Raw genomic sequence first — 24,996 nt, 5'->3', positions numbered from 1 at the left:
CTGGGATAAAGGAAATTGTGCCCTATGTGTTGAGAGGGTTTAATGGCACGTATGCAAGAAAGCGCGGATCTGCTCAAGTGTTCCTTCTGCGGCAAGAGCCAGAAGCAGGTTAAGAAACTCATCGCCGGCGGCGGTGTGTACATCTGCGATGAGTGCATTGAGCTGTGCAACGAAATTATCGAGGAAGAGCTGGGCGCCGCCCAGGCCGAGCAGGCCGAAAAGGAAGAAGTTCGGCTGCCCCGGCCCTCGGAAATCTCGGCCTTCTTGGATAACTACGTCATTGGCCAGGATCAGGCCAAGCGGGTGCTGTCCGTGGCGGTCTACAACCACTACAAGCGCATCAAGGCGGAGGAAGCTGCCGCCGCGCGCGGCGGGAAGCGGGCCAAGAAGGAACCGGAAGACACGGTCGAAATCGCCAAGTCCAACATCCTGATGCTGGGCCCGACCGGCTCCGGCAAGACCTACCTCGCCCAGACCCTGGCGCGCATGCTGGACGTGCCGTTTGCCATCGCGGACGCGACCTCCCTGACCGAGGCCGGCTACGTGGGCGAGGACGTGGAAAACATCCTGCTGAAGCTGCTCCAGGCGGCGGATTTCGACGTGGAAAAGGCCCAGCGCGGCATCATCTACGTCGACGAGATCGACAAGATCTCCCGCAAGTCGGACAACCCGTCTATCACCCGGGACGTCTCGGGCGAGGGCGTGCAGCAGGCCCTGCTGAAGATCCTGGAGGGCACCGTCGCAGCCATCCCGCCGCAGGGCGGGCGCAAGCACCCCAACCAGGAATTTATCCAGCTGGACACCTCCAATATCCTGTTCATCGTGGCCGGCGCCTTCGCCGGGCTGGAGAAGGTCATCTCCGAGCGCGTGGGCAAGAAGGGCCTGGGCTTCGGCGCCAAGCTGGAGACCCAGTCGGAGCAGGAGCGCGTCGACCTCTTCGAAGAGGTCCGCCCCGAGGACCTGGTCAAGTTCGGCCTCATCCCGGAGTTCATCGGCCGCCTGCCCGTCGTGGCGACGGTGGACAACCTGGATCAGGAATCGCTCATCCGGGTGCTCACCGAGCCGCGCAACTCCCTGGTTAAGCAGTACCAGGCCCTGTTCGTCATGGACGGCGCGGAGCTGGAGTTTGATACCGGCGCGCTCGAGGAGATCGCCAACCTGGCGCTGGAGCGCAAGACCGGCGCCCGCGGCCTGCGTGCCATCATGGAGGAGCTGCTGGTGCCCATCATGTACGACATCCCGGACCGCGAGGACATCACCGGGGTACGCATTACTGCAGACGTCGTCCGCGGCGAGGACGGCCCGGAGTTCATCTACGCCGACGCCGAGGAGCAGTCGGCCTAAGCCCCTGACCCCAGCAACACTGTATAGACGTCTATATAGCTGGAGGCAGAAAATTAGCCGGCCCGCGTTTTCGAAAAAGGAAGCGCGGGCCGGCTTTGCGTTTGTACGGCGGGGGAGGGCTAGCCGTAGATGTCGCTGTTGTTGTCGGCGGTATCGACGGCCTCGCGGGCGGTGAGGTAGGAGGCCTCGCCGCTGTCGGGGATGTTGGCGGTCAAAAACGCGAGTACCGCGTCGACCACCATGCGGTGCAGACCGGCGGTGTTGGCCTCGGACTGCATGTCGATCCCCAACAAGTTGTCGATCATGTTGTGGTTGGTCACCCGGTACATGGTCAGCGAAGAGATCAGGGTGAAGATATCGTCCGCCGAGATCCCCGGCCGGAAGGCGCCGGAGTCCTGCCCGTGGAGCAGGAGCTTGTCCAGGTGCAGGGCCACGCCGCTGACGTCGTTGACCGGCTGCCGGCCGACCACGCCGAAGACCTGCTGGGTGGTCTCCATCGCCAGCATGCGCACGGCCTCCGGATGGGCGATGTGGCAGGAAAAGAGGGCATCGACAAGCTTGCGCACGCCCTCGACCGGGACCGCGGAGTCGACCTCGAGATCCTCAATCGGGGGATTGAGCCGTTCTACCGCGGCCTCGAGGGCGCGCTGGTAGAGCCCGCGCTTGTCGCCGAAGTGGTAGTGCAGCATGCGCTTGGACAGGCCGGAGAGGTTGGCGATGGTCTCCATCTTGGTTTCGGTGAAACCGAACTGGGAAAACTGCTCGAGCGCGACGTCGACGGCGCGCTGGGCAGACTCGGCTCCCGTGACGGCGGTGGGAGAATCGGAGTTACCCATAGCAACATGCCCCTCTTTTTAAGAATCGCTTAGACGGATTGGTTCATTCCCTATCGTGCCGCAAATTCGCGAACCCGTCTGCGAATTGCCCCCGGGGGAGGTAAAACGCCAGCACAGACGAGCGAAAGGTGTACTTCTGCTACCTCAATTTGAGGGCAATCAACCAGAACCTGTCGCGTTATCGTTTCTGCGTCTAGACTAGGGAGTTCAGCAAAAACTCGAGGTGTTTTTCTGGGAAGGATGGCACACACTATGTCGAAGCTAACAGCACAGGCTGCACCGAAGCACAACGTTTCAGAACCCGTCAATGTCACGGTCACCGGCGCCGCCGGGGCTATCGCCTACTCGCTGCTGTGGCGGATCGCGGCCGGCGAGGTCTTTGGCAAGGACCAGCCTGTTCGTCTGCGCCTGCTGGAGCTCGACTCCGCGGTGCGCGCCGCAGAAGGCGTGGCCATGGAGCTGCAGGACTCCGCCTTCCCGCTGCTGGCCGGCGTGGAGATCACCGCTGACGAGGACACCGCCTTCGCCGACGCGAACGCCGCCTTCCTGGTCGGCGCGCAGCCGCGCTCCAAGGGTATGCAGCGCGCCGACCTGATTTCGGCCAACGCGGAGATCTTCTCCCGCCAGGGCGCGTCCCTGAACCGGGTGGCCGCCCGCGACGTGCGCGTGCTGGTAGTGGGCAACCCCGCCAACACCAACGCGCTTATCGCCGCCCACCACGCGCCCGACCTGGACGACTCCCAGTTCAGCGCCCTGATGCGCCTCGATCACAACCGCGCGGCTGGGCTCCTGGCCCAGCGGGTGGGCGTGCGCCCGGACGCGATTGAGAAGCTGGCCGTCTGGGGCAACCACTCGGATACCCAGTTCCCAGACATCACCTTCGCCACGGCGGATTCCCGCCCGCTCGCCGAGGCGGTCGAGCAGTCCTGGTACGAGGAGACCTTCATCCCGACCGTGGCCGGGCGCGGCTCCGAAATCATCGAGGTGCGCGGGTCTTCTTCAGCGGCCTCGGCGGCCTCGGCGGCCGTGGACCACATGCACGACTGGCTCTTCGGCACCCCGAACGGCGACTGGCGCACCGCGGCGATTGTCTCGGATGGCTCCTACGGCGTGGACGCCGGCCTGGTGGCGGGCTTCCCGACGGTCAGCCGGGACGGCCGCTGGGAAATCGTGCAGGGCCTGGAGCTTAACGATGTCCAGCGCGCCCGCATCGACGCCTCCGTGGCGCAGCTGCGGGAGGAAAAGGAAGCCGTCGCCCACCTGCTGGGCTAGGCCCGTCAGAAAAACCCGGGGTCTCGACTGGGTGGGGCCCAAAGGGGTTTGACCGACAGGGTAGAATTGGTCGGCGTGACTGAGCGTAAAAATGAGGAACTAGTAGGTACCAACCGCGCGGACGCGCTGCCCAAGTCCTGGGAGCCGCAAGAACAGGAGACCGCCCTGTACGAGGGCTGGGTCGACGCGGGGTATTTCACCCCGGACGCCCACTCCGACAAGCCCGCCTATTCCATCGTGCTGCCGCCGCCGAACGTGACCGGCCAGCTGCACATGGGCCACGCGCTGGACCACACGCTCATTGACTCCATCATCCGCCGCAAGCGCATGCAGGGGTATGCGACGCTGTGGCTGCCGGGCGCGGACCACGCCGGTATTGCCACGCAGACCAAGGTCGAGGCCGCCCTCAAGGAGTCCGAGGGCAAGACCCGCTGGGACTACGACCGCGACGAGTTCATCGGCAAGGTCTGGGAGTGGAAGGAAAAATACGGCGGCACCATCCAGTCCCAGATGCGCGCCATCGGCGACTCCGTGGACTGGTCCCGCGAACGCTTCACCCTGGACGACGGCCTGTCCAAGGCCGTGCAGACCATCTTCAAGATGCTCTACGACGCCGGCCTGATCTACCAGGACTACCGCCTGGTCAACTGGTCGCCGGTGCTGGAGACCGCCGTGTCCGACATGGAGGTCGTCTACGACGACGTCGAGGGCGAGCTGGTCTCCATCCGCTACGGCTCGCTGGACGACAACGAGCCGCACCTGGTCGTGGCCACCACCCGTGTGGAGACCATGCTGGGTGACGTCGCCATCGCCGTCCACCCGGACGACGAGCGCTACGCCGACCTGGTGGGCAAGGAATTCCCGCACCCGTTCCGCGATGACCTGAGCCTGAAGATCTTCGCCGACGACTACGTCGACATGGAATTCGGTACCGGCGCGGTCAAGATCACCCCGGCGCACGACCCGAACGACTACGCCATGGGCCAGCGCCACGGCCTGGACATGCCCATCATCATGGACAAGACCGGCCACATCGCGGATACCGGCACCCAGTTCGACGGCATGACCCGCGAGGATGCCCGCGTCGCCATCCGCGAGGCGCTGGCCGAGCAGGGGCGAATCGTCAAGGAAATCCGCCCCTACGTCCACTCGGTGGGACACTCGGAGCGCTCCGGCGAGGCCATCGAGCCGCGCCTGTCCAAGCAGTGGTTCGTCAACGTCAAGGAGATGGCCAAGTACTCCAGCGAGGCGGTCCGCCAGGGGGATACCACCATCCACCCGGCCTCGCTCGAGCCGCGCTACTTCGACTGGGTCGACGACATGCACGACTGGTGCATCTCCCGCCAGCTGTGGTGGGGCCACCGGATCCCGATCTGGTACGGGCCGGAGGACGCCGACGGCAACCGCGACGTGGTCTGCGTGGGCCCGGACGAAAAGGCCCCGGCCGGCTACGAGCAGGACCCGGACGTCCTGGATACCTGGTTCAGCTCCGCGCTGTGGCCGTTTTCCACCCTGGGCTGGCCGGAAAAGACCCCGGACCTGGAGAAGTTCTACCCGACCAACGTGCTGGTCACCGCCTACGACATCCTGTTCTTCTGGGTCGCCCGCATGATGATGTTCGGCACCTTCGCCGCCACCCAGACCCCGGAACTGCTGGGGCAGGGCAGCGACGGGCGCCCGCAGGTGCCCTTCGCGGATCTCTACCTGCACGGCCTGGTGCGCGACGAGCAGGGCCGCAAGATGTCCAAGTCCCTGGGCAACGGCATCGACCCGATGGACTGGGTCCGCGACTACGGCGCGGACGCGCTGCGCTTCGCCCTGGGCCGCGGCGCCAACCCGGGCGTCGACCTGCCGCTGGGCCCGGACGCGGCGGCCTCGGCGCGTAACTTCGCCACCAAGCTCTTCAACGCCACCAAGTTCGCCCTGCTCAACGGCGCCGGCGTGGCGGAGCTGCCGGAGCGCGAGGCGCTGACCGATGCCGACCGCTGGATCCTGGACCGCGCCGAGCAGGTCCGCGCCCGCGTCGACGCCTACCTGGACGACTTCCAGTTCGCAAAGGCCAACGAGCTGCTCTACCACTTCGCCTGGGACGAGCTGTGCGACTGGTACGTCGAGATCGCCAAGACCCAGATCGCGCGCGAACCGGCCGACGAGGCCGAAAAGCAGCGCGCCCGCACCACCCAAATCGTGCTGGGCCGCGTGCTCGACGTCGTGCTGCGCCTGCTGCACCCGACCATGCCTTTCGTCACCGAGGTCCTGTGGAAGGCCCTGACCGGCGGCGAATCCCTGGTTGTGGCCGACTGGCCGACCGCCGCGGACACCAACGGCGGCGCCGAGACCGACGAGATCGCCGCCCGCCGCATCCAGGACGCGGAAAAGCTCATCACCGAGCTGCGCCGCTTCCGCTCCGACCAGGGGGTTAAGCCTTCCCAGAAGGTGCCGGGCCGCCTGGACTTCGCTGCTGCGGACCTGGCCGGCCAGGAGGACCTGGTGCGCAACCTGGCCAAGACCACCGAGCCGGGCGAGGACTTTACCGAGTCCGCCTCCATCGAGGTCCGCCTGTCGCAGGCCACCGTCGAAATCACCCTGGACACCTCCGGGGCCGTCGACGTCGCGGCCGAGCGCAAGCGCCTGGAAAAGGACCTAGCCAAGGCCAACAAGGAACTGGAACAGACCACCAAGAAGCTCGGCAATGAGAACTTCCTGTCCAAGGCGCCGGAAGAGGTCGTGGAAAAGATCCGCACCCGCCAGACCGTGGCGCAGGAGGAAGTCGACCGCATCAGCGCGCGTCTGGAGGCGCTCAAGTAGTGACTGACCGTACCGGACACGGCGAGAACGGCCGCGAGAAGGACCAAGAGACCGAATACGAGATCGTCGACGCCCTCAAGGAGGGCACCGATGGCTCCCCGGTGGAAATCACCGAGTCGGGGCTCACGCTCAACCTGGGCGGGGCGGAGGATTATTCCGCGCCCGCGCCGGAGACCGTGAGCGCCGAGGAACTGCGCGAGCTTGCCGAGGTCGAAGAAGAGCTCAACGCCCGCTGGCCGGAGACGAAGATCGAGCCCTCGCTCGAGCGCATCGAGAAGCTCATGGACCTGCTCGGCCACCCGGAGCGGGCCTTCCAGGCCATCCACGTGGCCGGCACCAATGGCAAGTCCTCGACCTCGCGGATGATCGATTCGCTGCTGCGGGCCTTCCACCGTCGGGTCGGCCTGTTCACCAGCCCGCACCTGCAGCGGGTGACCGAACGCATCGGCATCGACGGCAAGCCCATCCACCCGCGCGACTACGTGCGCATCTGGCGCGAAATCCGGCCTTACGTGGAGATGGTCGACGCCGAGTCGCTGGCCGCCGGCGGCCCGGCCATGTCCAAGTTCGAGGTTCTGGTGGCCATCGCCTATGCCGCCTTCGCCGATGCCCCGGTCGACGTCGCTGTCATCGAGGTCGGCATGGGCGGGCGCTGGGACGCGACCAACGTGGTCAACTCCGAGGTCGCGGTCGTCTGCCCGGTGGGCATGGACCACACCGATTACCTGGGCGATACCCTCGCCGAAATCGCCGGTGAGAAGGCCGGCATCATCAAGGCCCGCCCGGACGCCGACGACCCCATCACCCCGGCCGAGAACATCGCCATCCTGGCGGAACAGGAGCCGGAAGCCATGGAGGTCCTGCTGCAGCAAGCCGTGGCCGTGGACGCGGGCGTGGCGCGCGCCGGCAGCGAGTTCGCCGCGCTGGAATCCACCATCGCCGTAGGTGGCCAGCAGCTGCGCATCCAGGGCTTGGGCGGCCTTTACGAGGACGTCTTCGTGCCCCTGGCCGGCGAGCACCAGGCCCGCAACGCCGCGGTCGCCCTGGCGGCCGTGGAGGCCTTCTTCGGGGCCTCGGCCGGGCACCCGCTGGATGCGGCGAGCGTGCGCAACGGCTTTGCCCAGACCATTTCGCCGGGCCGTCTGGAGCGCATGCGGCAGTCGCCGACCACGTTCATCGACGCCGCGCACAACCCGCACGGCGCCCGCGCCCTGGCCCAGGCCCTGGGCCGCGATTTCGACTTCGCCCGCCTAGTCGGCGTGGTCGCCATCCTGGGCGACAAGGACGCCGCCGGGATCCTCACCGCGCTGGAGGACGTGCTGACCGAGGTAGTCATCAGCCAGAACAGCTCCCCGCGGGCGCTGGACGCCTGCGAGCTGGCCGAGCTGGCCCGGGACATCTTCGGCGAGGAACGCGTCTACGTCGAGCCCGACCTGCAGTCGGCTTACGCCCAGGCCGTCGAGCTGGCCGAGGATGCGGAAATCCAGTCCGGTTCCGGTATTGTCATCACCGGATCGGTGGTCACCGCCGGTGAGGCACGCGCGATGTTTGGAAAGGAGCCGGCATGACGGAGCAACCCAAGGACGTCGGGCCCCTGGGCATGGGGCACAAGCCCGTCAAGGACCCGATTAAGGGCTTTAACGGGATGGTCATCTCCAGCACCCTGACGCTGGAGGCGCTCACCCTGGTGCTGGCGCTGCCGATGCTGCGCATGCTCTACAGCGGTGAGCTGTGGACCGGGGTCAACATCGCCATCGTCGTGGCGCTGATGGTCTTCCACCTGGTCATGCTGGTCTTCGCCAGCCGCCGGTGGTCGCTGAATGTCATCCTGGCCGTGCAGGTGCTCGGCATCATCGCCGGCCTGTTTATCCACTGGTCGATCGTGGCCATCATGGTGGTCTTCGGCCTGGTCTGGCTGCTGGCGGCCTACCTGCGCTCTAACCTCATCGCGCGCATGGAGCGCGGCCTGCTGACCACCCAGCACCTGGATCAGAAGGGTTAGGGAGGCCGCCGTGCGCTACGTGTATTCGCTGCTGGCCGCGCTGGCCTGCGTGGTGGTCATCCTGGCGCGCGCTTTTAACTGGCCGGGCGCGGTCATCGTGGTGGGCCTTATCGTGGCGGCCGCCTTCCTGGCGCTGGCCCTGTTCCGCGGGGATCAGGACCGCCCGGGCAAGGACCGGCCGCTGCGTCAGGCGGATTTCTCCCCGGAGCGCGAGGAAGAAATCCGTGAGCTCGTCTCCGCCGGCAAGTACGGCACCGCGGTCAAGCAGGTCCGGCTGTGGTACCGGCACGTCGGCCACGACGAGGCCGAAGCCATGGTCAGCCAGCTGACCACCGGCCGCTAGCGCGACCGCGTTCCGCGGTCGCGGCCGATTTTTGGCGGCTCCAGTGCGAAGGATCGCGCGGTATTCGGTACGATGGCCCGTATGACTGAACGTACTCTTATTCTCATCAAGCCGGACGGCGTCAAGAACGGCCACGTAGGCGAAATCATCTCCCGCATTGAGCGCAAGGGTCTCAAGCTGGTGGAGATGGATCTGCGCACCGCAGACCGCGAAACCGCAGAAAAGCACTACGCTGAGCACAAGGACAAGCCGTTCTTCGGCGAGCTCGTGGACTTCATCACTTCCGCTCCGCTGGTCGCAGGCATCGTCGAGGGCGAAAGCGCCATCGCTGCCTGGCGTCAGCTGGCCGGCGGCACCCACCCGGTCGAGAAGGCCACCCCGGGCACCATCCGCGGTGACTTCGCCCTGACCGTCGGTGAGAACGTCGTTCACGGCTCCGACTCCCCGGAGTCCGCTGAGCGCGAGATCGCCATCTGGTTCCCGAACCTCTAAGACGCAACCTCTTTACTGCCCCCCGCCCGCGGTGCCCCGGAATTCCGGCCGCCGCGCGGGGGTTTCGTGCATTCAAAGCACCACTACGCGGCCACACTGCGGGGCCTGGATTTAGCGCCGCTGCGACTCGGTCAGTGCGTGCACGCCCAGGGGAGTAATACTCATGTCCCAACGGGCGGATTGTCCCTGCCAGGTGGGCGCGCGGAGTTTAATCAGCTTGACGCTGTCTAGCTCCTGCAGGCGCTCGCGCAGCGCCTCCTCGTCTGCGCTCATCGCGGGGTCCAGAATCCATTGCAGCCCCTTCAAGCTCACCTCGTTGCCGTCGACGGCGCCGATGGCGATAAGCGCGGCGAGGATATCAGTATTCTCCTCGGCCAAGCGCTGCGTGGTGGTGGTCAGCTCGGTCAGCTCGAAGTCCATCCGCTGGATGCGCCGGCGGCCGATGCTGAAGGAGCGCCGGAAGAGCACGGTGCCGGAAAGAAACAGCCCCACGCTGTAAAACGCCGCCGTGGACAGCGTGGCAACCGCCGGCGGCACCGAAAAATCCCAGCCCAGCGCCTGCACCGGCAGGACCAGCAGGGGCGCGACGATGGGGATGAACGGGGCGAAGTAGGCGACGGCGGGGTAGTCGCCGTCGCGGAATTCCGTCTGCGGCACGGCCACGGCCTTCGGGAAGTGACGTGCGATTTTGACCCCGCAGGCCACCGCCGCAATCAACAGCAGCGCGCCCAGGACGGAGAAGGCCGCATGGTCCAGGAAGAAAAAGCCCACGCCGAAGCTCGCCGTGGTGGTGAAGGCAAGCAGCTCGCGCGGGTTGAACTCGTTGCGGCGGCGGAAGTGCCGGATCGCTGCTGCCGGTGAGGTGGGCACGAGTTTGCCGTCGGACATGGTCTTAAGCTAACACAGGGCGAAATTCCGCGCGTCCGGGCAGGTGCGCCAAGAAGCGGGCGCCCAAGTGTGCCACAATAGGAGCCAGAGCCTTTAAGACAGGCTTGCAGTTGTGCATAACTAAATACTCAATCTTTAACACTTAAACTTTCGGCGCTGAGAGGGTAGACAGCCCCGCGGTGTGCTTGCCTGCAGCTTGGATGACTTGCGCGGCCCCGCGGCGAGCTTGCCCTCGCGCCACTAGACGTCAGGAGTAGCCCGTGGCTGCAAAGACTAAAAACGAACAGAATACGGATTTATCAGCGGCCGCCGCATTGGCCGAGCGGATCGATCGGAGCCAGCTGGGGGAGAAGACCCGGCTCTACGCCCTCGCGAAGCAGCTGGGGATTTCCTCCAAGGTCCTGGTGGAACAGTTCGCCCAGCAGGGAATCAAGAAGGCCCCGCAGTCCGGCCTGAGCAAGGCGGAGGCCGAGCAGATCCTCGACCACATCCAGGCCGCCGGCTCCCAGGCCCCGGCTAGCGATGCCCCCTCCGAGCCCGCAACCGACGCGGAGTCCGAGGCCCAGGACGCGCCCCCGGCCAAGAAGAAGTCGTCCAAGGCCACCAAGAAGGCCAAGGCGACCAAGAAGACGAAGCGCAAGGCTACGACCAAGAGCAAGCGCGCCGCCGCCCAGGACGAAGAGACCAAGGCCGAGGAAACCAAGACCGATAAGGCCGACCCGGCTGAGGACCAGGCCGAAGATAACACCGCCGACAAGCCTAAGAAGGCCACGCGCAAGCGCGCGTCCCGCAAGTCCACCAAGAAGCGGGCCGTGCGTGCTGCCGCGCCGGCAAAGTCGCAGCAGCCGGAGGAGGAGAAGCGCGAGCAGACCGCGGATACCGAAACCGCTGCCGGCGCCGAGGCCCCGGCAGTCGACGACTCCGGGCAGGAGGACTCGGCCGACGCCGTGGCCACGGCCGCCGAGAAGAAGCTGCGCGACCGCGTGCGCAAGAACGTGGAAAACGAGTTCAACCAGATCGCCGACAAGGTCGAGTCCGAGCTGCAGAACCTCGCCACGGCCGAGGGTGCTGAAGACGGCGGCATCGACAGCGCAGAGGCAGACGACGAGCCCGCCGAGCTTGACCACGACGAGGACCTGGAGGAGCTGGTCGCCGCCCTGACGCCGCCGCACCACGCGGCAGCCAAGGACAACGCCGCGGACTACGCGCCGGTATTCATCGCCCCGCAGGCGAATGCCGCCAAGCCGGCCCGGCAGGCTGAACCCGATGATGCGGACGGCGATGACGACGAGCCGGAGCGCATCGAGGCCCCGCGCGGCATCAAGGGCTCGACCCGTATCGAGGCACAGAAGCGCCGCCGAGCGGAGATGCGCGAGAAGGGCCGCGAGCGCAAGCACATCGTCTCCCAGGCGGAGTTCCTGGCGCGCCGGGAATCCGTCGAGCGCACCATGGTGGTGCGCGAGCGCCAGCGCGTCGACCACGCCGGTTCCGTCACGCAGGTAGGCGTCCTGGAAGACGACCTGCTGGTCGAGCACTTCGTGACCTCCGACTCGCAGGCCTCGTTGATTGGCAACATCTACTTGGGCCGCGTCCAGAACGTGCTGCCGTCGATGGAGGCCGCCTTCGTGGACTTCGGCGAGGGCCGCAACGGTGTGCTTTACGCCGGCGAGTTGAACTGGCGCGCCATGGGGCTCAAGGGCCGCTCCCGCAAGATTGAGCAGGCCCTAAAGTCCGGCGACCAGATCCTGGTCCAGGTATCCAAGGACCCGATTGGGCACAAGGGCGCGCGCCTGACCACGCAGATTTCCCTGGCCGGTCGCTTCCTGGTCTACGTGCCGAAAGGCCGCAGCGCCGGTATTTCCCGCAAGCTGCCGGCTCCGGAGCGCAAGCGCTTGAAGGAGATCCTGCAGCGTGTCGTGCCGGGCGAGGGCGGCACCATCATCCGCACCGCCGCGGAGAACGTCTCCGAGGAGGCCATCGCCACGGACGTGGGCCGTCTGCACGGGGTCTGGGAGGACATCCAGGACCGCGCGGAGAAGGAGAAGAAGTCCAAGGGCGCGAAGCCGGTGACCCTCTACGAGGAGCCGGATATGTTGGTCAAGGTCGTCCGCGACCTGTTCAACGGCGACTTCAAGCACTTGGTCGTGGACGGCAAGAAGGCCTTCAACACGGTCAACGCCTATATCCAGTCGGTCGCCCCGGATCTGGCGGACCGGGTGGAGCGCTTCGATCGGAACAAGCACGGCGGCCAGGACGCTTTCGCGGCCTACCGGATCGACGAACAGCTGCAGAAGGCCCTGGCCCGCAAGGTGTGGCTGCCCTCGGGCGGCACGCTGGTCATCGACCGCACGGAGGCCATGACCGTCATCGACGTCAACACCGGCAAGTTCACCGGCTCCGGCGGCGATCTCGAGGAGACCGTGACCCGCAACAACCTCGAGGCCGCGGAAGAGATCGTGCGGCAGATGCGCCTGCGCGACCTGGGCGGGATGATCGTCGTCGACTTCATCGACATGGTCCTGCCCGAAAACCAGGAGCTGGTCCTGCGCCGGCTGAAGGAGGCCCTGGGGCGCGACCGCACCCGTCACCAGGTCTCCGAGGTCACCTCCCTGGGCCTGGTGCAGATGACCCGCAAGCGCCTAGGCGCGGGCCTGCTGGAGACCTTCTCCACCGAGTGTGAGCACTGCCAGGGCCGCGGCATCATCATCCACGATGACCCGGTCGAGCACACCGACGATCATTCCGGCCACGGGCACCACGACCGCCGCAACCACAAGCACGCGGATACGGGCCAGGATCGCAACCTGCGCTCCCACGAGGAGCAGGACTCCCCGGCGGAGACGCGCGGCGACGCCAAGCAGCTCGACGAGCTGGTAGCCAGCGTGGTCAAGGACGAGGGTGCTGCCAACGACGGCGAAGAGCGCGACGAACGCAACGATAGTGATTCCGAGGACCGCAAGGGCTCTTCCTCGCGCCGTCGCCGTCGCCGCGGCAGTCGGGGCGGGCGCTCGAACCGCTCCCGCGACGAGCAGTCCCGTGACGATCAGTCCCAGGACTCGGTCAGCGACATCGAGAAGATCGCTTTCGCCGCAGCGGACAACGCCGCCGACAGCGACGACGTCGCCGAGTTAAAGGACTACGTGCCGGACGAGGACGTGCAGCCGGCGCAGGCTGGTGGATCCACCACCTACGAGGACGCAATCGAAGAATTCGAGGCCTCCCCGCGCCGCAAGCGCAAGACCCGCGGGAACTCCCGCTCCGATCACCGCCCGCGCCGGGAGGATTTCCCGGACCGCGAACGTCACTCCGTGCCGGCCGACGCTGAGGACAAGGCCGCAGCGCCGGAGAAGGCCGACGCGGGTGCCGACGATGCCGGCAGCTCCCGCGAGGAACAGCCGGCGCGCGGCAAGCGCGGCCGTCGCCGGGCCACTCGCCGCACCGCCGGACAGCGCGGCGGGCGCGGCAATCGCGCCGGCGGCCACGACGCGCCGACGCAGGCCCCAGCAGAGAACCCGCGGGATGATTTCGCCGCCCAGGCAGAAGACAGCACCAAGACCGTGGTGCGCGGGCGCCGCCGCCGGGCCGTGCGCCGCTCTGCCAAGGCCGCCCAGCCGACGCAGTCCGATTCCGGCGGTGGTCGGGAAAGTCAACCGCGGCAAACCGCCCCGGCAGAACAGAACGACGCCGGCGCTGAGTCCCGGAAGCACACCGGCCGGGGCCGCCGTCGGGCGACCCGCCGGAGCGGGAAATAGGCAGAAATTGGTGTGACCGGCGGGTGCAGGAAAGACGCGGTTTGTCTTTTCTGGTCCCGTCGGGGTAGGATTTCCAAGTCGCCGTTTAAGTCCAGTTGAGCCGCGCCAGAAGTCTCATGACTTACGTGTAGCGCTGGCACTGGACTCAAGCGCAAAATGTAATTGTCCATTCAGGGGTTGGGTCTCGCCTGCCCCTGAGCCGAGTTTAGATAAGGGGTAACCCTCTATGTACGCGATCGTCAAGACCGGCGGAAAGCAGTACAAGGTTGCCGAAGGTGACCTCGTTAAGGTCGAGAAGATCGAGGGTGAGCCAGGCTCTGCCGTGGCTCTCACCCCGGTTCTGCTCGTCGATGGCGCGAACGTCAAGTCGAAGGCCGATGACCTGGCTAAGGTCAAGGTCGACGCTGAGATCGTTGATCAGGCCAAGGGCCCGAAGATCAACATCATGAAGTACAAGAACAAGACTGGTTACAAGAAGCGCATGGGCCACCGCCAGCCGCTTACTGTTCTGAAGATTACCGGTATCAAGTAAGCTGCGAGGCTTGCACTAAAGACCCCTTGAAGGAGGGAAACCACAATGGCACACAAGAAGGGCGCATCCAGCACTTCTAACGGTCGTGACTCCAACCCGAAGTACCTCGGCGTTAAGCGCTTCGGCGGTCAGCAGGTCAAGGCCGGCGAGATCATCGTCCGCCAGCGCGGCACCAAGTTCCACCCGGGTGAGAACGTTGGCCGTGGCGGCGACGACACCCTGTTCGCTCTCGAGGCCGGCTCCGTTGAGTTCGGTGTCAAGCGCGGGCGTCGCATCGTCAGCATTGTTCCGGCTCAGGAGGCCGCAGCTGAGGCTTCTGCCTAAGCAATAACTTCTGCTAAGACCCAAGGACTTTTGGTCCTTGGGTCTTTTTCTATGCCCAATCAGTATTAAAGGTCTATCCCGCGTGCATTTCCCCTTGTTAGTAGGTGGATCTCACTTACTGAGAACAACAAGCGAATTTTAATTATCGATACAATGCAAACCTTGCAAAACCTGGTCTTTCACTGACTGCAAGGCTGTACGCTGGGCTAATAAAATCCTGAGATTCATACAAGTTAAAAGGTGTATGAAAATTTCCTCTTGCAAACATGAGCAGATCGCTATATGCTAAGCGCGTAGTTAACACTGGAGAAGGCTGACAAGACTTATTGATTGGCCTTCACTAACCCTGCTTGGAAGGAAAAGGTCGGGTTATGACCTCTCTCAACTCTCGCATCGCCAGCGTCATCACCGCTAGCGCGCTCGCCATCATGGGCACCGGCTTCGCCGCTCCTGTTGCCATCGGCCAGGAGGCAACCCCTACTCCTACTGGGGAAGTAGGTGCTGAGACCACCCCATCCGCTACTCAGAACGCTGACCGCATTGATCCGAATGCGACCGTCACTCTGAATATCCACAAGAAGCTTGGTGACCCAACTAGTGCCGATGAGGCAGCGGGTTTGCCAGGGCTAGAGGGTGCAACGTTTGAGATCGGACGTGTGGCAGACGTGGACCTGACTACTCAGGCTGGTCAGGCTCAAGCGAGCCGACTCGGTGGTCTGGACCAAGCGGAAATTGCTGGTCTAACAGTCGAAAATGTTGTCGAAGTTAAAACCGATGCAAACGGCGAAGCAAATTTCGAGGGTCCTATTGGTCTGTACCGCGTTACTGAGCGTAACAACCAGGGCTACACCACTGCGCCTGCTTTTCTGATTGCGCTCCCGTACGCGAATAGTGACGGCAACTGGACTTACACTCGCGACGTCTACCCGAAGAACCAGCAAATCATTCCTTCTAAGCAGGTTGATGATAATGGTGTCACCCTCGGTGAGGACTTGACCTACACGATCAACGCACCGGTTCCTGCAGGCACCTTGTCCCGTTTCAATATTGTTGACCCGTTGATTTCTGCACTTACCTTGAAGCCAGAAGGCATTGAGGTCGCCACAAGCCCAGTCGGCGCAGTGTCCTTCGATGATGGCGATTACACCGTCACGACCAACGACAACACCCTTAGGGTGGACTTCAGTGAAGCAGGTCGTGAAAAGCTGCAGGAGGCACGTAAGGGCAACCCGGACCTGAAGGTCACCGTTAAGTTCAACGCGACTGTGAACTCGATTCCTGCGAATGGTCAGATTACTAACACCGCGACGATTGAGCTGCCGAATGGTGCATTCGTAAATACCGATGGCCCGGACCCGAATAACCCTGAGGGTGGCGATCAGCCGACCTCGACTACTTTCGGCAATTTGACCATCACTAAGACCTCCCAAAATGGTGATTCCACGCTGAACGGTGCAGAGTTTGAGCTCTACCTCTGCCAGGCTGAAGAAGATGGCACCTACACCTCGCTAGGCGAGGCCTTGCCGGTGGCTACTACTGAAACCGGCAATGTTTTGAACAAACTGACTACCTCTGGCGGTAACGATTCAGGTGGAGACGCTACCGCTAATGGCTATGCCATCCCGATGACCTCCTTCGCAGCGGGTACCGGTGCCGTTGAAAACCAGTACTGCGTGCTGGAGACCAAGGCGCCAAGAAACTACGCACGTAACCCGGAGCTGCAGCCGGTTAACGCTGACATTGAAAACCTCGCTCTGACTGTGTCTGTGGACAACCGTAAGGACACCATTGCGGGCATGCTGCCGGCTACCGGTGCTTGGGGCATCCTGTTGGTCTTCCTGGTTGGTCTGTTGCTGCTGGCCCGCGGTATCTACACCTCCTACAAGGATTCCCGCGCAACTGCGTAAACACTCCCTATGCCGGGGCGCGTTGAGCCTAACCGCTCTGGTGTTCCCGGCCAGGTAGGAAGGAGCACGCCATGGCACGACATAGTCGAAGTGCCGTGCCCGTGGCTTCGCCCGCCCAACCGAAGAAGCGTCGAATTCGCTCAGTGGTGTACTTGCTTCTGGCGCTGTTGGTCTTTCTTACTCCGGTGGTGCTGACCACCTACAAGAATGCAGAGCAGCAGCGGATTGCTGATGAGTACTCCGAAGCGGTTCGTAACTTGGAAGATGGGCAACGCGAAGCAGAGTTCGTCCGGGCGCAGGAATACAACAAGACGCTTCCTGAGGTTGGCGCCCCGGATCCGTGGATTAATGGTGTGGATACGCAGTCGCCGGAATATCAGGAATACGAAGATATTTTGAGCGTGATGTTGCCCATGGCGCGTTTGCGTGCACCCTCGGTAGGCATTGATTTGCCGGTTTACCACGGCACATCCACTGGTGTGCTGGCCCACGGTGTGGGACACCTCTACGGAACTGCACTTCCCGTAGGAGGGGAGGGCACCCGCGCGGTGCTGACTGGCCACACGGGACTGACCACGCTGACGATGTTTGACAACCTCACCCACATGAAAAAGGGTGACGTGTTCACCGTCGAAGTCATGGGTGAAGCACTTGCTTACAAGGTCACAGACATCGAGACAGTGCTGCCGGAGGAAATCGAAAAGATTAAGCCGGTCGAGGGCAAAGACATGCTCACCCTGATTACGTGCACGCCTTATGGCATCAATTCCCACCGTTTGTTGGTTCATGGCGAGCGCACCGAATTGCCAGCCGGATACGACGACAAAGTCAATTCACCGTGGCAGCTGTGGATGACCATCGCGATTGCGATTGCGCTGTTCATCATCCTGTATTTGCTGTGGTGGCTGTACCGCCAGCGCAAGAAGCAGAAACAAGCTGAAGAAGCAGCGATGGCAGTCCAGGAATAGAAGTTCAAGAAAAGGTACAAAGACATGGTGATGAAGCACGCAGAGCGCCGAGGACTACTCGGGTTGTTTCTGGCGTTCGCTGTAGCGTGCCTGTGTGTGGTTCCGGTGGGCAATTCGCCGGCTGCGAATGCACAGGAGACAGGGTCGCTGCGCATCACTAAGGAAGCCGGTAAGGGTTTTAATCCGGCTGTGGACACTGCTTACTTCCAGGCCCGACAGTTGATTGGGTTGAAAGAGACGGACATCGAAAAGCTGGGGGAGTTGTCCCAGCGTCGCCCGGAGCTGCTGACTGCTGAGCCAGGCTACGAGCTGGGCCCGGAGCATGAGGCAGCCACCAACGCCTCGGGCGTGGCGCTGATAAATGGTCTGCCTGCCGGTGCTTATCAGGTCACTGAGGTGGCCAAGCACCGCGGCAACTATTCGTCGGAAGAATCCGCGCCTTTCCTGATGTATGTCACTGCCGGTGCAGTTACTGAGGTCAAAGCCAAGCCGCAGGCATTGTCGGTGAGCAAAGAAGCGCTTATCGATGCCGCCCGCCCCGGCGACGAAGTGCCTTTCAAGGTGAGTGCCAACGTCCCGCGCGTGGATGTCGATGGGCGTCTGCACCAGTACGTTTTCTTCGATGGTTTGGAACCGCGTTTAGCGTTTGAGGCTATTCGCAACGCCGTGATCCGCAATGCGGCCGGTGAGATTCATGCGGCCGGTGAGATTCGCTTGGACCCGAATACGGACTTCCAGGTTCGCCAGGTCGGCAACACCGTGGTGATGTCGCTGACGCAAGCCGGCCTGGACAAGCTGGCTGCGGCACGCGCTGGTCACCCGGAGACCATGGTTGAGTTCGACCTCCTTACGCGCCTGCGCCCGGACGCAACCGGGTCGGCGCCGCTGCGCAATGCCATTAACTTCGCCCCGGATGGTTACTGCATCCCGGACCAAGACATTGCCGATGCCGCCTACACCCGCGATGAGCTTTCTTGCACTGAAGCACACTCTCCGGAGCACTCCGAAGCGGTGACCGTGTTGGTACTGCCAGAAGATTCCGACGGCGGATCCAGCAAGGGTGATCCCTGGTGGGTCATCGTTTTGGGCGCTCTTGGTTTGGGCGCGCTGGTAGGCAGCAGTGATGGATCCTCTGATGGCTCCTCTGGTTCCTCGGAACCAGGTGCCGAAGGTGAGGTGCCTGGCGATGGCTCCACCACCCCTGGCCAGCCAGGTTCTACCGAAGACGGTCAAGTCCCGGGCGAGGCAGGGGAGACGTCGCACAGCGATGGCTCTGATGCCCAGTCCACTCCAGCCCAACTGGCACGAACCGGTGCCGCAGTGATCGGCATCGTGGTTATTGGTCTGCTCGCAGTGCTGCTCGGCATTTGGCTGATGCGACGCAAGACCGACGAAGACGAGGAAGAGGTGGACGCAGCCGATGCCAAGTAAATCTTCCACCTTTATCTTCTTGCCCCAGAACCTTTCACATACGAGGAGAACGACGATGTCCCATAGAATGCAATTACGCCGCGTGATGGCGATGTTTATCACGCTGCTAGTTGTGTTTACCGTCGCGGTATCGCCAATCTCACCGATCAATCAAGCGGTGACCCCGGAGGCCGACGCGCAGACTTCCCGCAATTGGTCTACCAGTGACACCGCCTTCAAGGATTGTTCCTTCCGCCGCGGCACCGCCGAAGCCGGCCCATATGCGAACCAGTTGTGCTGGTTGGATATGAAGGGCTTGCTTAACGGCCTGGGTACGACGCCTAAGCCCATGACGAAGGACTTGGGGCGCTACGAACTTAGCTTTGACGTGAATCTGCTCGACGAGAACAACAACTACCGTGACTGGACTCGTTGGTACACCGATACTGAGCGCCTGTCGGTCTCGAAGGACCGCATGGGTAATTCCGTTTTTGGTGGAAGCGATGGAACCACCGATTACTTCACTCCGTATGCTGACGATACGGTTTCGCCGATAGTGAGCTTTACCGGTGATACCACCGCAATAGACCGCGACCAGATGGCGAAATTCCAATTCCGTAACATCCGTCTGCTGGATAAGGCTACTGGTCAATATGTGAACAACTATCGCATCACTGCTGCCGATGCCCAGATGACCCGCAACCCGTGGGGTGCCAACGCGGAGGCGGTCTCTATGCACGTTCCAAGCGGTGGCCAGAGTATGCGCGCGCTGACGCGTTTTACCCCAAACGGATACCGTCCAGCCTGTGACCCTGCCCGGGATGGCCGTAACGTCTTTGGCCCGGGGGAAGAGGAGTACTACCTCGAAGGTGCTCTGGCGAATGTGAATTTCTTCTGTCGCGAATTCGCTGGCGGGAATACCGGTAGCTACCTCGTTGGTGGCGATGGTGTTAGGAACCTGGATGTTGGTCTGTTCTCCCGTAAGGACATTCAGGCATTTGCACTGTCAATCAATATGGGGCGTATGACCGGTGGCGTGAACCCCGTGGATACTTCCATGGAGCGTGCCGCAACGAACCAGGCAACGCAGTTTGAATTCTCGATGGCGATGCGCCAGGGCGGTACTGATACTCCGGTTCCATGGCAGGGCCAGGGTACGTACACCCAGGCAGTTCGTCAGATGGATCCTGCAGATCCCGTAGGCCGCAATGCAAGCGACTCGATGGTCTTTAAGTCCACCGCTACGGGTGCACAAAAGAACAAAGCCCTGCTGCGTTATACCCCAGAGTGGCGTTGCAACCTCGGTGGCAGCAATAGTAGCAATTTCACTATCCGTGAAGGACAGGTGCCCGCAGGATTTAGCCTGAATAACAACGTGGCGGCGGGTACATCTGAGGTTGTTTATCAGAACCCGCAGTCGCGTCCGACCTCTTGTGTGGTGACTTGGGTTCCGAAGTTTAAGCCATCCTCGCTGACTATGCGTAAGAACGTCACGGGTACCGCTCAAAACTTCAACGATGTGGAGAATCGTCGTTTCGATCTGGGCTACGAGTGCAAGGTGTCGCAAGACTATGCCGCTGCTTATGACGCGATTGAAGCCAAAGATACTCGCCGGGTGGCTTCCGGCGGTAGCTTCACCGTTGCCGGTCTGCCTGCTGGTACCGAGTGCACTCTGACCGAGGGCTTTGCTGGTCAACCACGTGTAGTGGAAGGCAAGCAGTTGACCACGCAGTGGACAGGCACAGGAGTGCAAACACTGTCGGGGACAGATTTGCCGACGGCGAAGATTACGCTGCGCGAGGGTGCCAACAATGCGGTTGGTACGAATGATGTCGCTATTGAGAACAAGTATGACTACCGCCCGGGCACGGTGACTATTAACAAGCACATCCGTGGTGAGGCCGTTAGTGACTTGGGAAGTCCGCGTGAATACCAGTTTGAGCTGGCTTGTGAGGCAACCGATTACTCGCAGATTGCCACGCTGAATGCCACGGGTAGTGGGGATAACCTGGACGGTTCGTTGACCTTTGAAGACGTGCCGGTCGCGCGTGATTGTTCGCTGCGACCACTGTCGGGTCTGTCGAATACGGAAGGCCAGACGATCTTGTTCGAAGGCCGCGATGTGACCGTTAATGGTCAAGCGACCGAGGCTGAAGAAGATGGCTCCTACACGGTGCGTCTACCGGATTACCCGGCAGGTGGCACGCCAACCTCGAGCAACGTCGAGATTCAGGCAAACTACGCCTACAAGACTCGTGACGTTGCCATTGTGAAGGAATTGGCTGGTTCGGCAGCTGGTCTGATGGACAACGACGCTACCTACCCGGTGCGTTATCGCTGTGAGGTGCCAGGGGATAGCTCGAGCCTGCGCGAAGGTCAGATGAACATCACCACTAACTCGGATGAACCTGAGGTCATCCCGGAGGTGCGTGTGCAGTCGGAGTGCTTGGTCTACGAGTCGGATACTCCCGAATCTGACAATGTGGAGCTGGACCGCACGACGATTTCTGCTAGCGACCCGAGCGATACCGTCACCACGTTGACCAATGAGGAAGCTCAGACTCAGCCGGTGCTGTCGGTGAATACCTCGACCGCGCCGACGCAGAACCGCGTGACGGTGACCAACCACTACGTCAACCGCTTGGGCACGGTGAATGTGACCAAGCAGGTCACTTCGGAGATTGCCGCAGGACAGCTGCCGAGCACGTTCGAGCTGGCATTCCGCTGCGGTACCCGTTCGGTGGAGGTTTCCGAAAATAACTACCAGTCGGTCGCACTGCAGGGCACGGTGGAGCTCACCAATGGTGGTAGCGCCACCTTGGTGGGTACTGCGGCAAACCCGAGGTTGGAAGCACTGATTAATGACCAAAACGGCAGTCTCGGTGTGCCTTATGGCAACACCTGTACTTTCACCGAGACCACCCCGCAGGTTGGCTCTGGCATTTTGTGGAGCACCGACGCCGGTGAAATCGATGCCGTTGTTGACTCCGAGCAGGAAAACGTCACCGTCAACAACACCTTTAATGCCGCTGGTAATGGTGTGACCGTCAACCAGCAGCAAACTGGTGTGACGGAGATGTACGAGCCAATCGATTACACGATCCGCTGTACGGATGAGTCCGGCTTGCCGCTGGACCTGGGCCAGTACGCCAACTTCACCCTCGGCGGTGGCGTTAACAGCGTCGAGATACCCGCCGGCGTGATCCTGGAAGGCAGCGAGTGCTCGCTCGAAGAGCAAGGCCGCGATTCGGGTACTCGTACCGATAATGGCGACACCTTCGAGATTGACCGTGATGTCACTGCCACGGTGGATGGTGAAGCTTCCAACTTCGAAGATGAAGCACCGATTGAAGTTTCTAACTTCACTGTCGGTGAGCAGACTGTGGTCTCGATTGCGGCGAACTATGACTACGTCGATCGTCCGGTGAACGTGACCAAGAACGTGCAGTTCGACCCGGCCACCGCGCAGTACATTTCCCAGGTGCGCAAGGACGTGAAGTACAACCGCAAGTTCAACATGACGTTGATTTGTACGGTGCCGTACTCCGATACCCCGCTGAGCTTGGGTGGTGTGGTCAGCTCCCCGCAGTCGAATGACCCGGCATCGCAGCGCCTGGAGTTCGACAACATTCCCGATGGTGCGAACTGTACTGCCACCGAAGGTGCAACCACTGCTGCTGAAGGCATTGACTTCACCCAGGAAGTTGCTGCTGGTGGCAACCGCGGTAACAGGACCGTCGACTTTGTAGTCGGCACAAACAATGACGTGGAGTTGATTAACACCTACTCCCGTCGTCTGGCAGACGTGCAGGTCAACAAGATTGCTAATGCCCCGATTGATATTGAAGGCGCACTTCCGGAGAAGTCGAAGGAAGAGATTTACTACACCCACAACTTCAACCTGGTGTGCCGTGACCCAGAAGGTGACGCCAATGGCAGCGGCAACCTGCCGGTTATTCCTACACAGACCATCACTGGCCCTGGAACGACCACGTTTACCAACGTGCCAGTGGGTGCTGAGTGCGACATCACCGGTGATCAGTTTGGTCAGTTGGACCTAACGAAGGATGATCCGTCTGGCCGTACGCTGGAGACGTTGCTGAAGCCGAACCAGGTTATTTGGCAGTTGCGTCGTGACGACCAGTCAGCATTCACGGATACGGATCTCGATGATGGTGAGACGACTTCACCGAAGATGACCGTGGATGACAATGTGGGTTCCGGCGGCGACGGTAACGTCGTGGACCTGACCAACTACTACCAGTTCGTCCCCACGCAGATGCAGATGACGAAGAAGGTCAACGCCAGCGACAACGCATGGCAGAAGCTGCAGGAAGCAGATACCTCCTTCCGCTTTGCTTACCAGTGCCAGGGTGTTGGCTACTCGCTATCGAATGTGGGCCTTCCAGGATCTGTAGGGGTTACTGAGGACGGTAACTTCGACAATGCGGATCGTCGCTTTACCAGTGACACTGTTCAGATTCCTGCCGGTGCATGGTGCACCATGCAGGAGCTGGAGCCGGAGAACAAGCCAGCTGCGCTGGATTGGGAAGCTGACGAAACTGAGATTTCCAAGCAGGTCGGACGTGCCGAAGATGACGTTGAGTCCTATGACTTCGTCAACAACTTCGACCAGCGCACCGTTCCGGTTCGCTTGGCTGCGTTGCAGGATGGCTACATCGCTGGTGCGGAGGATGCTTCCTACAACTTCAACATCCGTTGTACTGATGAAGAAGGCACGACCCTGACTGAGAACTTCACTGTTGGTCAGGCATACTCGTCGGCGACCGTGGCTGACGATGCCCCACCAATTAGCAACCGCGTCGTCCAGCTTCCGGTGGGCGCGGACTGCACCTTGGACTTGAATGATTCGTCGGCACTCGCTGCCCGCCCGCATTTGGAGGTCACCAATGGTGCGCGTACGCCTTACGTGGCCTTCGGTAAGTGGGTCGGCGGTGTCGCCGAAGAGGACAACCCGGATACCAAGCTGGTCGACCTGAAGGCAGATCAGGTGGGGCAGAACCTCAAGAACTACTCTTACGACTTCAGCGTCAGCGATGAGCTGGTATCGGCTAATGGTGCACCTGTGATGACGATTGCTGCTGAGGCAATGCACCTGCGCGCCAAGGTGGATGTCAGCTTCAAAAAGACGTCAGAAGGTGCTGCTGGTGAGGGACGACAGTTCCACTTCAGTACTACCTGTGGATCGGACTTCAACCTGACTGCCAACCAGACGCAGCTGCTTCGCGACATCGAAGTCGACCGCGATTGCTTCATCCAAGAGCGTCCTATCCTGACGGGAGATACTGAGGAAGGCGCCGAAGAAATCAATGCTGTCGCCAGTGTGGAAAGCGCTGGTGCGAACTTAGGCGACTCGACGGCGGGCAATCTGACTGCCACTGAGGATGGGCGCCTAGGTGCGGCATTCTGGAACTTTGGTGTGCAGCCAGTGGGCAACGCCAGTGACACTAGTCGTTCGGGCCCGCCGTGGACCCTGGTGGCGAAGAACTCCTTCCCAGGCTTTGAGTTAGACAAGCACATCGAAGGTGCGCCGATTAGTGCGGTTACCGGTGCGGTGGCTGATACGGCGGTGCTGCCTGATGAGGCAGAGACCATGCGCTTTAACTACACCGTTCGAAACAATGGTGCAGTTCTTGCCGGGGAGTTCAGCATCCGCGAGCCGGAACTGGCTGGCTACACGGTCCGCGATGCCGCCGGTGGCGAGTATGTCATCGATGACAACGGCACTATCCCGGCTGAAGTGTGCAACCTCAACGATGGTGGCGAGTTGCCCAAGGGTGAAGAGCGCACCTGTTCCTTCGATGTGGTGATTAACGCCCCAACCGATGAGTCCTATAGCTACCGCGGTACTGCGGTAGTCACGGGTACGGCTGCGGGTGCGACCTTCACCGCGGAAGATACTTATGGTGCGTTCCGCCTGAGCGCGGCTCTGGGCTTCCTGCTGCCGGATACCGGTATGCAAACTCTGGTCTGGGTGCTGCTTATTGCACTGCTAGTGTTGGGCCTGGGACTGTGGTCTTACCTGCGCAATCGCAATGAGGAAGACGAAGAGCTGGCTGCACAGACCAGCGAGCAGTAATCGAGAAACCAGGATGGT

Annotated in this window: 16 protein-coding genes; 14 read left to right on the top strand and 2 right to left on the bottom strand. The window is 62.2% G+C overall.

What is annotated here, in order from left to right; translation table 11 throughout:
• The first annotated feature begins 42 nt into the window (after positions 1 to 42).
• Positions 43 to 1,344, top strand: a complete 1,302-nt coding sequence (gene clpX / locus VVS03_RS08885; RefSeq protein WP_368520348.1) for an ATP-dependent Clp protease ATP-binding subunit ClpX — start codon at positions 43 to 45, stop codon at positions 1,342 to 1,344.
• Between the two features lie 119 nt (positions 1,345 to 1,463).
• On the opposite strand, the gene VVS03_RS08880 is transcribed toward clpX, so the two are convergent.
• The gene (locus tag VVS03_RS08880; protein ID WP_368534345.1) at positions 1,464 to 2,180 is read right to left on the bottom strand and encodes a TetR family transcriptional regulator; all 717 of its coding nucleotides are present in this window, start codon (positions 2,178 to 2,180) and stop codon (positions 1,464 to 1,466) included.
• A 252-nt stretch (positions 2,181 to 2,432) separates the two neighbouring features.
• Here VVS03_RS08880 and VVS03_RS08875 point away from each other — a divergent pair, with 252 nt between their 5' ends.
• The 6 genes from VVS03_RS08875 to ndk all read left to right on the top strand — a co-directional run bounded on the left by VVS03_RS08875 (position 2,433) and on the right by ndk (position 9,097).
• Positions 2,433 to 3,452, top strand: a complete 1,020-nt coding sequence (locus tag VVS03_RS08875) for a malate dehydrogenase (protein WP_368520346.1) — start codon at positions 2,433 to 2,435, stop codon at positions 3,450 to 3,452.
• A gap of 75 nt (positions 3,453 to 3,527) precedes the next feature.
• Positions 3,528 to 6,260 (top strand): valine--tRNA ligase, encoded by a 2,733-nt coding sequence (locus VVS03_RS08870; RefSeq protein ID WP_368520345.1) that lies wholly within the window; start codon positions 3,528 to 3,530, stop codon positions 6,258 to 6,260.
• A 62-nt stretch (positions 6,261 to 6,322) separates the two neighbouring features.
• Positions 6,323 to 7,828 carry a bifunctional tetrahydrofolate synthase/dihydrofolate synthase gene (folC, locus tag VVS03_RS08865; RefSeq protein WP_368520425.1) on the top strand — a complete coding sequence of 502 codons (1,506 nt, stop codon included), beginning with the start codon at positions 6,323 to 6,325 and terminating at the stop codon, positions 7,826 to 7,828.
• A complete protein-coding gene (locus tag VVS03_RS08860) occupies positions 7,825 to 8,262 on the top strand; it encodes a DUF4233 domain-containing protein (RefSeq protein WP_368520344.1) in 438 nt (145 codons plus the stop codon). The genes folC and VVS03_RS08860 overlap by 4 nt, the downstream gene beginning before the upstream one ends.
• 10 nt (positions 8,263 to 8,272) lie before the next feature.
• Complete coding sequence (locus tag VVS03_RS08855; protein WP_368520343.1) at positions 8,273 to 8,605, top strand: hypothetical protein; 333 nt, start codon at positions 8,273 to 8,275, stop codon at positions 8,603 to 8,605.
• An 81-nt stretch (positions 8,606 to 8,686) separates the two neighbouring features.
• Positions 8,687 to 9,097: a nucleoside-diphosphate kinase gene (ndk, locus tag VVS03_RS08850; RefSeq protein ID WP_368520342.1), complete on the top strand. Its 411-nt coding sequence runs from the start codon at positions 8,687 to 8,689 to the stop codon at positions 9,095 to 9,097.
• Between the two features lie 111 nt (positions 9,098 to 9,208).
• Here the strand turns inward: ndk and VVS03_RS08845 are convergent, their stop codons facing one another.
• Positions 9,209 to 9,985 carry a hypothetical protein gene (locus VVS03_RS08845; RefSeq protein ID WP_368520341.1) on the bottom strand — a complete coding sequence of 259 codons (777 nt, stop codon included), beginning with the start codon at positions 9,983 to 9,985 and terminating at the stop codon, positions 9,209 to 9,211.
• A 260-nt stretch (positions 9,986 to 10,245) separates the two neighbouring features.
• On the opposite strand from VVS03_RS08845, the gene VVS03_RS08840 reads away from it, so the two are divergent.
• The 7 genes from VVS03_RS08840 to VVS03_RS08810 all read left to right on the top strand — a co-directional run bounded on the left by VVS03_RS08840 (position 10,246) and on the right by VVS03_RS08810 (position 24,978).
• On the top strand, positions 10,246 to 13,737 hold the full coding sequence (locus VVS03_RS08840) for a translation initiation factor IF-2 N-terminal domain-containing protein (RefSeq protein WP_368534344.1): 3,492 nt from the start codon (positions 10,246 to 10,248) through the stop codon (positions 13,735 to 13,737).
• A 226-nt stretch (positions 13,738 to 13,963) separates the two neighbouring features.
• The gene (gene rplU, locus VVS03_RS08835; RefSeq protein WP_290222882.1) at positions 13,964 to 14,269 is read left to right on the top strand and encodes a 50S ribosomal protein L21; all 306 of its coding nucleotides are present in this window, start codon (positions 13,964 to 13,966) and stop codon (positions 14,267 to 14,269) included.
• 45 nt (positions 14,270 to 14,314) lie between these two features.
• The gene (rpmA, locus tag VVS03_RS08830) at positions 14,315 to 14,593 is read left to right on the top strand and encodes a 50S ribosomal protein L27 (RefSeq protein ID WP_368520339.1); all 279 of its coding nucleotides are present in this window, start codon (positions 14,315 to 14,317) and stop codon (positions 14,591 to 14,593) included.
• Positions 14,594 to 14,964: 371 nt separating this feature from the next.
• Positions 14,965 to 16,500, top strand: a complete 1,536-nt coding sequence (locus VVS03_RS08825; protein WP_368520338.1) for a SpaH/EbpB family LPXTG-anchored major pilin — start codon at positions 14,965 to 14,967, stop codon at positions 16,498 to 16,500.
• Positions 16,501 to 16,571: 71 nt separating this feature from the next.
• Entirely contained in the window at positions 16,572 to 17,468 is an 897-nt protein-coding gene (locus tag VVS03_RS08820) for a class C sortase (RefSeq protein ID WP_321113375.1), read from the top strand.
• Positions 17,469 to 17,492: 24 nt separating this feature from the next.
• Complete coding sequence (locus VVS03_RS08815; protein ID WP_368520337.1) at positions 17,493 to 18,899, top strand: hypothetical protein; 1,407 nt, start codon at positions 17,493 to 17,495, stop codon at positions 18,897 to 18,899.
• 67 nt (positions 18,900 to 18,966) lie between these two features.
• Positions 18,967 to 24,978 carry a DUF5979 domain-containing protein gene (locus tag VVS03_RS08810; protein WP_368534343.1) on the top strand — a complete coding sequence of 2,004 codons (6,012 nt, stop codon included), beginning with the start codon at positions 18,967 to 18,969 and terminating at the stop codon, positions 24,976 to 24,978.
• The last annotated feature ends 18 nt before the right edge of the window (positions 24,979 to 24,996 follow it).

The sequence above is a fragment of the Corynebacterium sp. LK2537 genome, assembly GCF_040946485.1.
Classification (GTDB): domain Bacteria; phylum Actinomycetota; class Actinomycetes; order Mycobacteriales; family Mycobacteriaceae; genus Corynebacterium.
The sequence above is the reverse complement of the archived record's forward strand: the minus strand, read 5'-3'. Positions and strand labels throughout refer to the sequence as shown.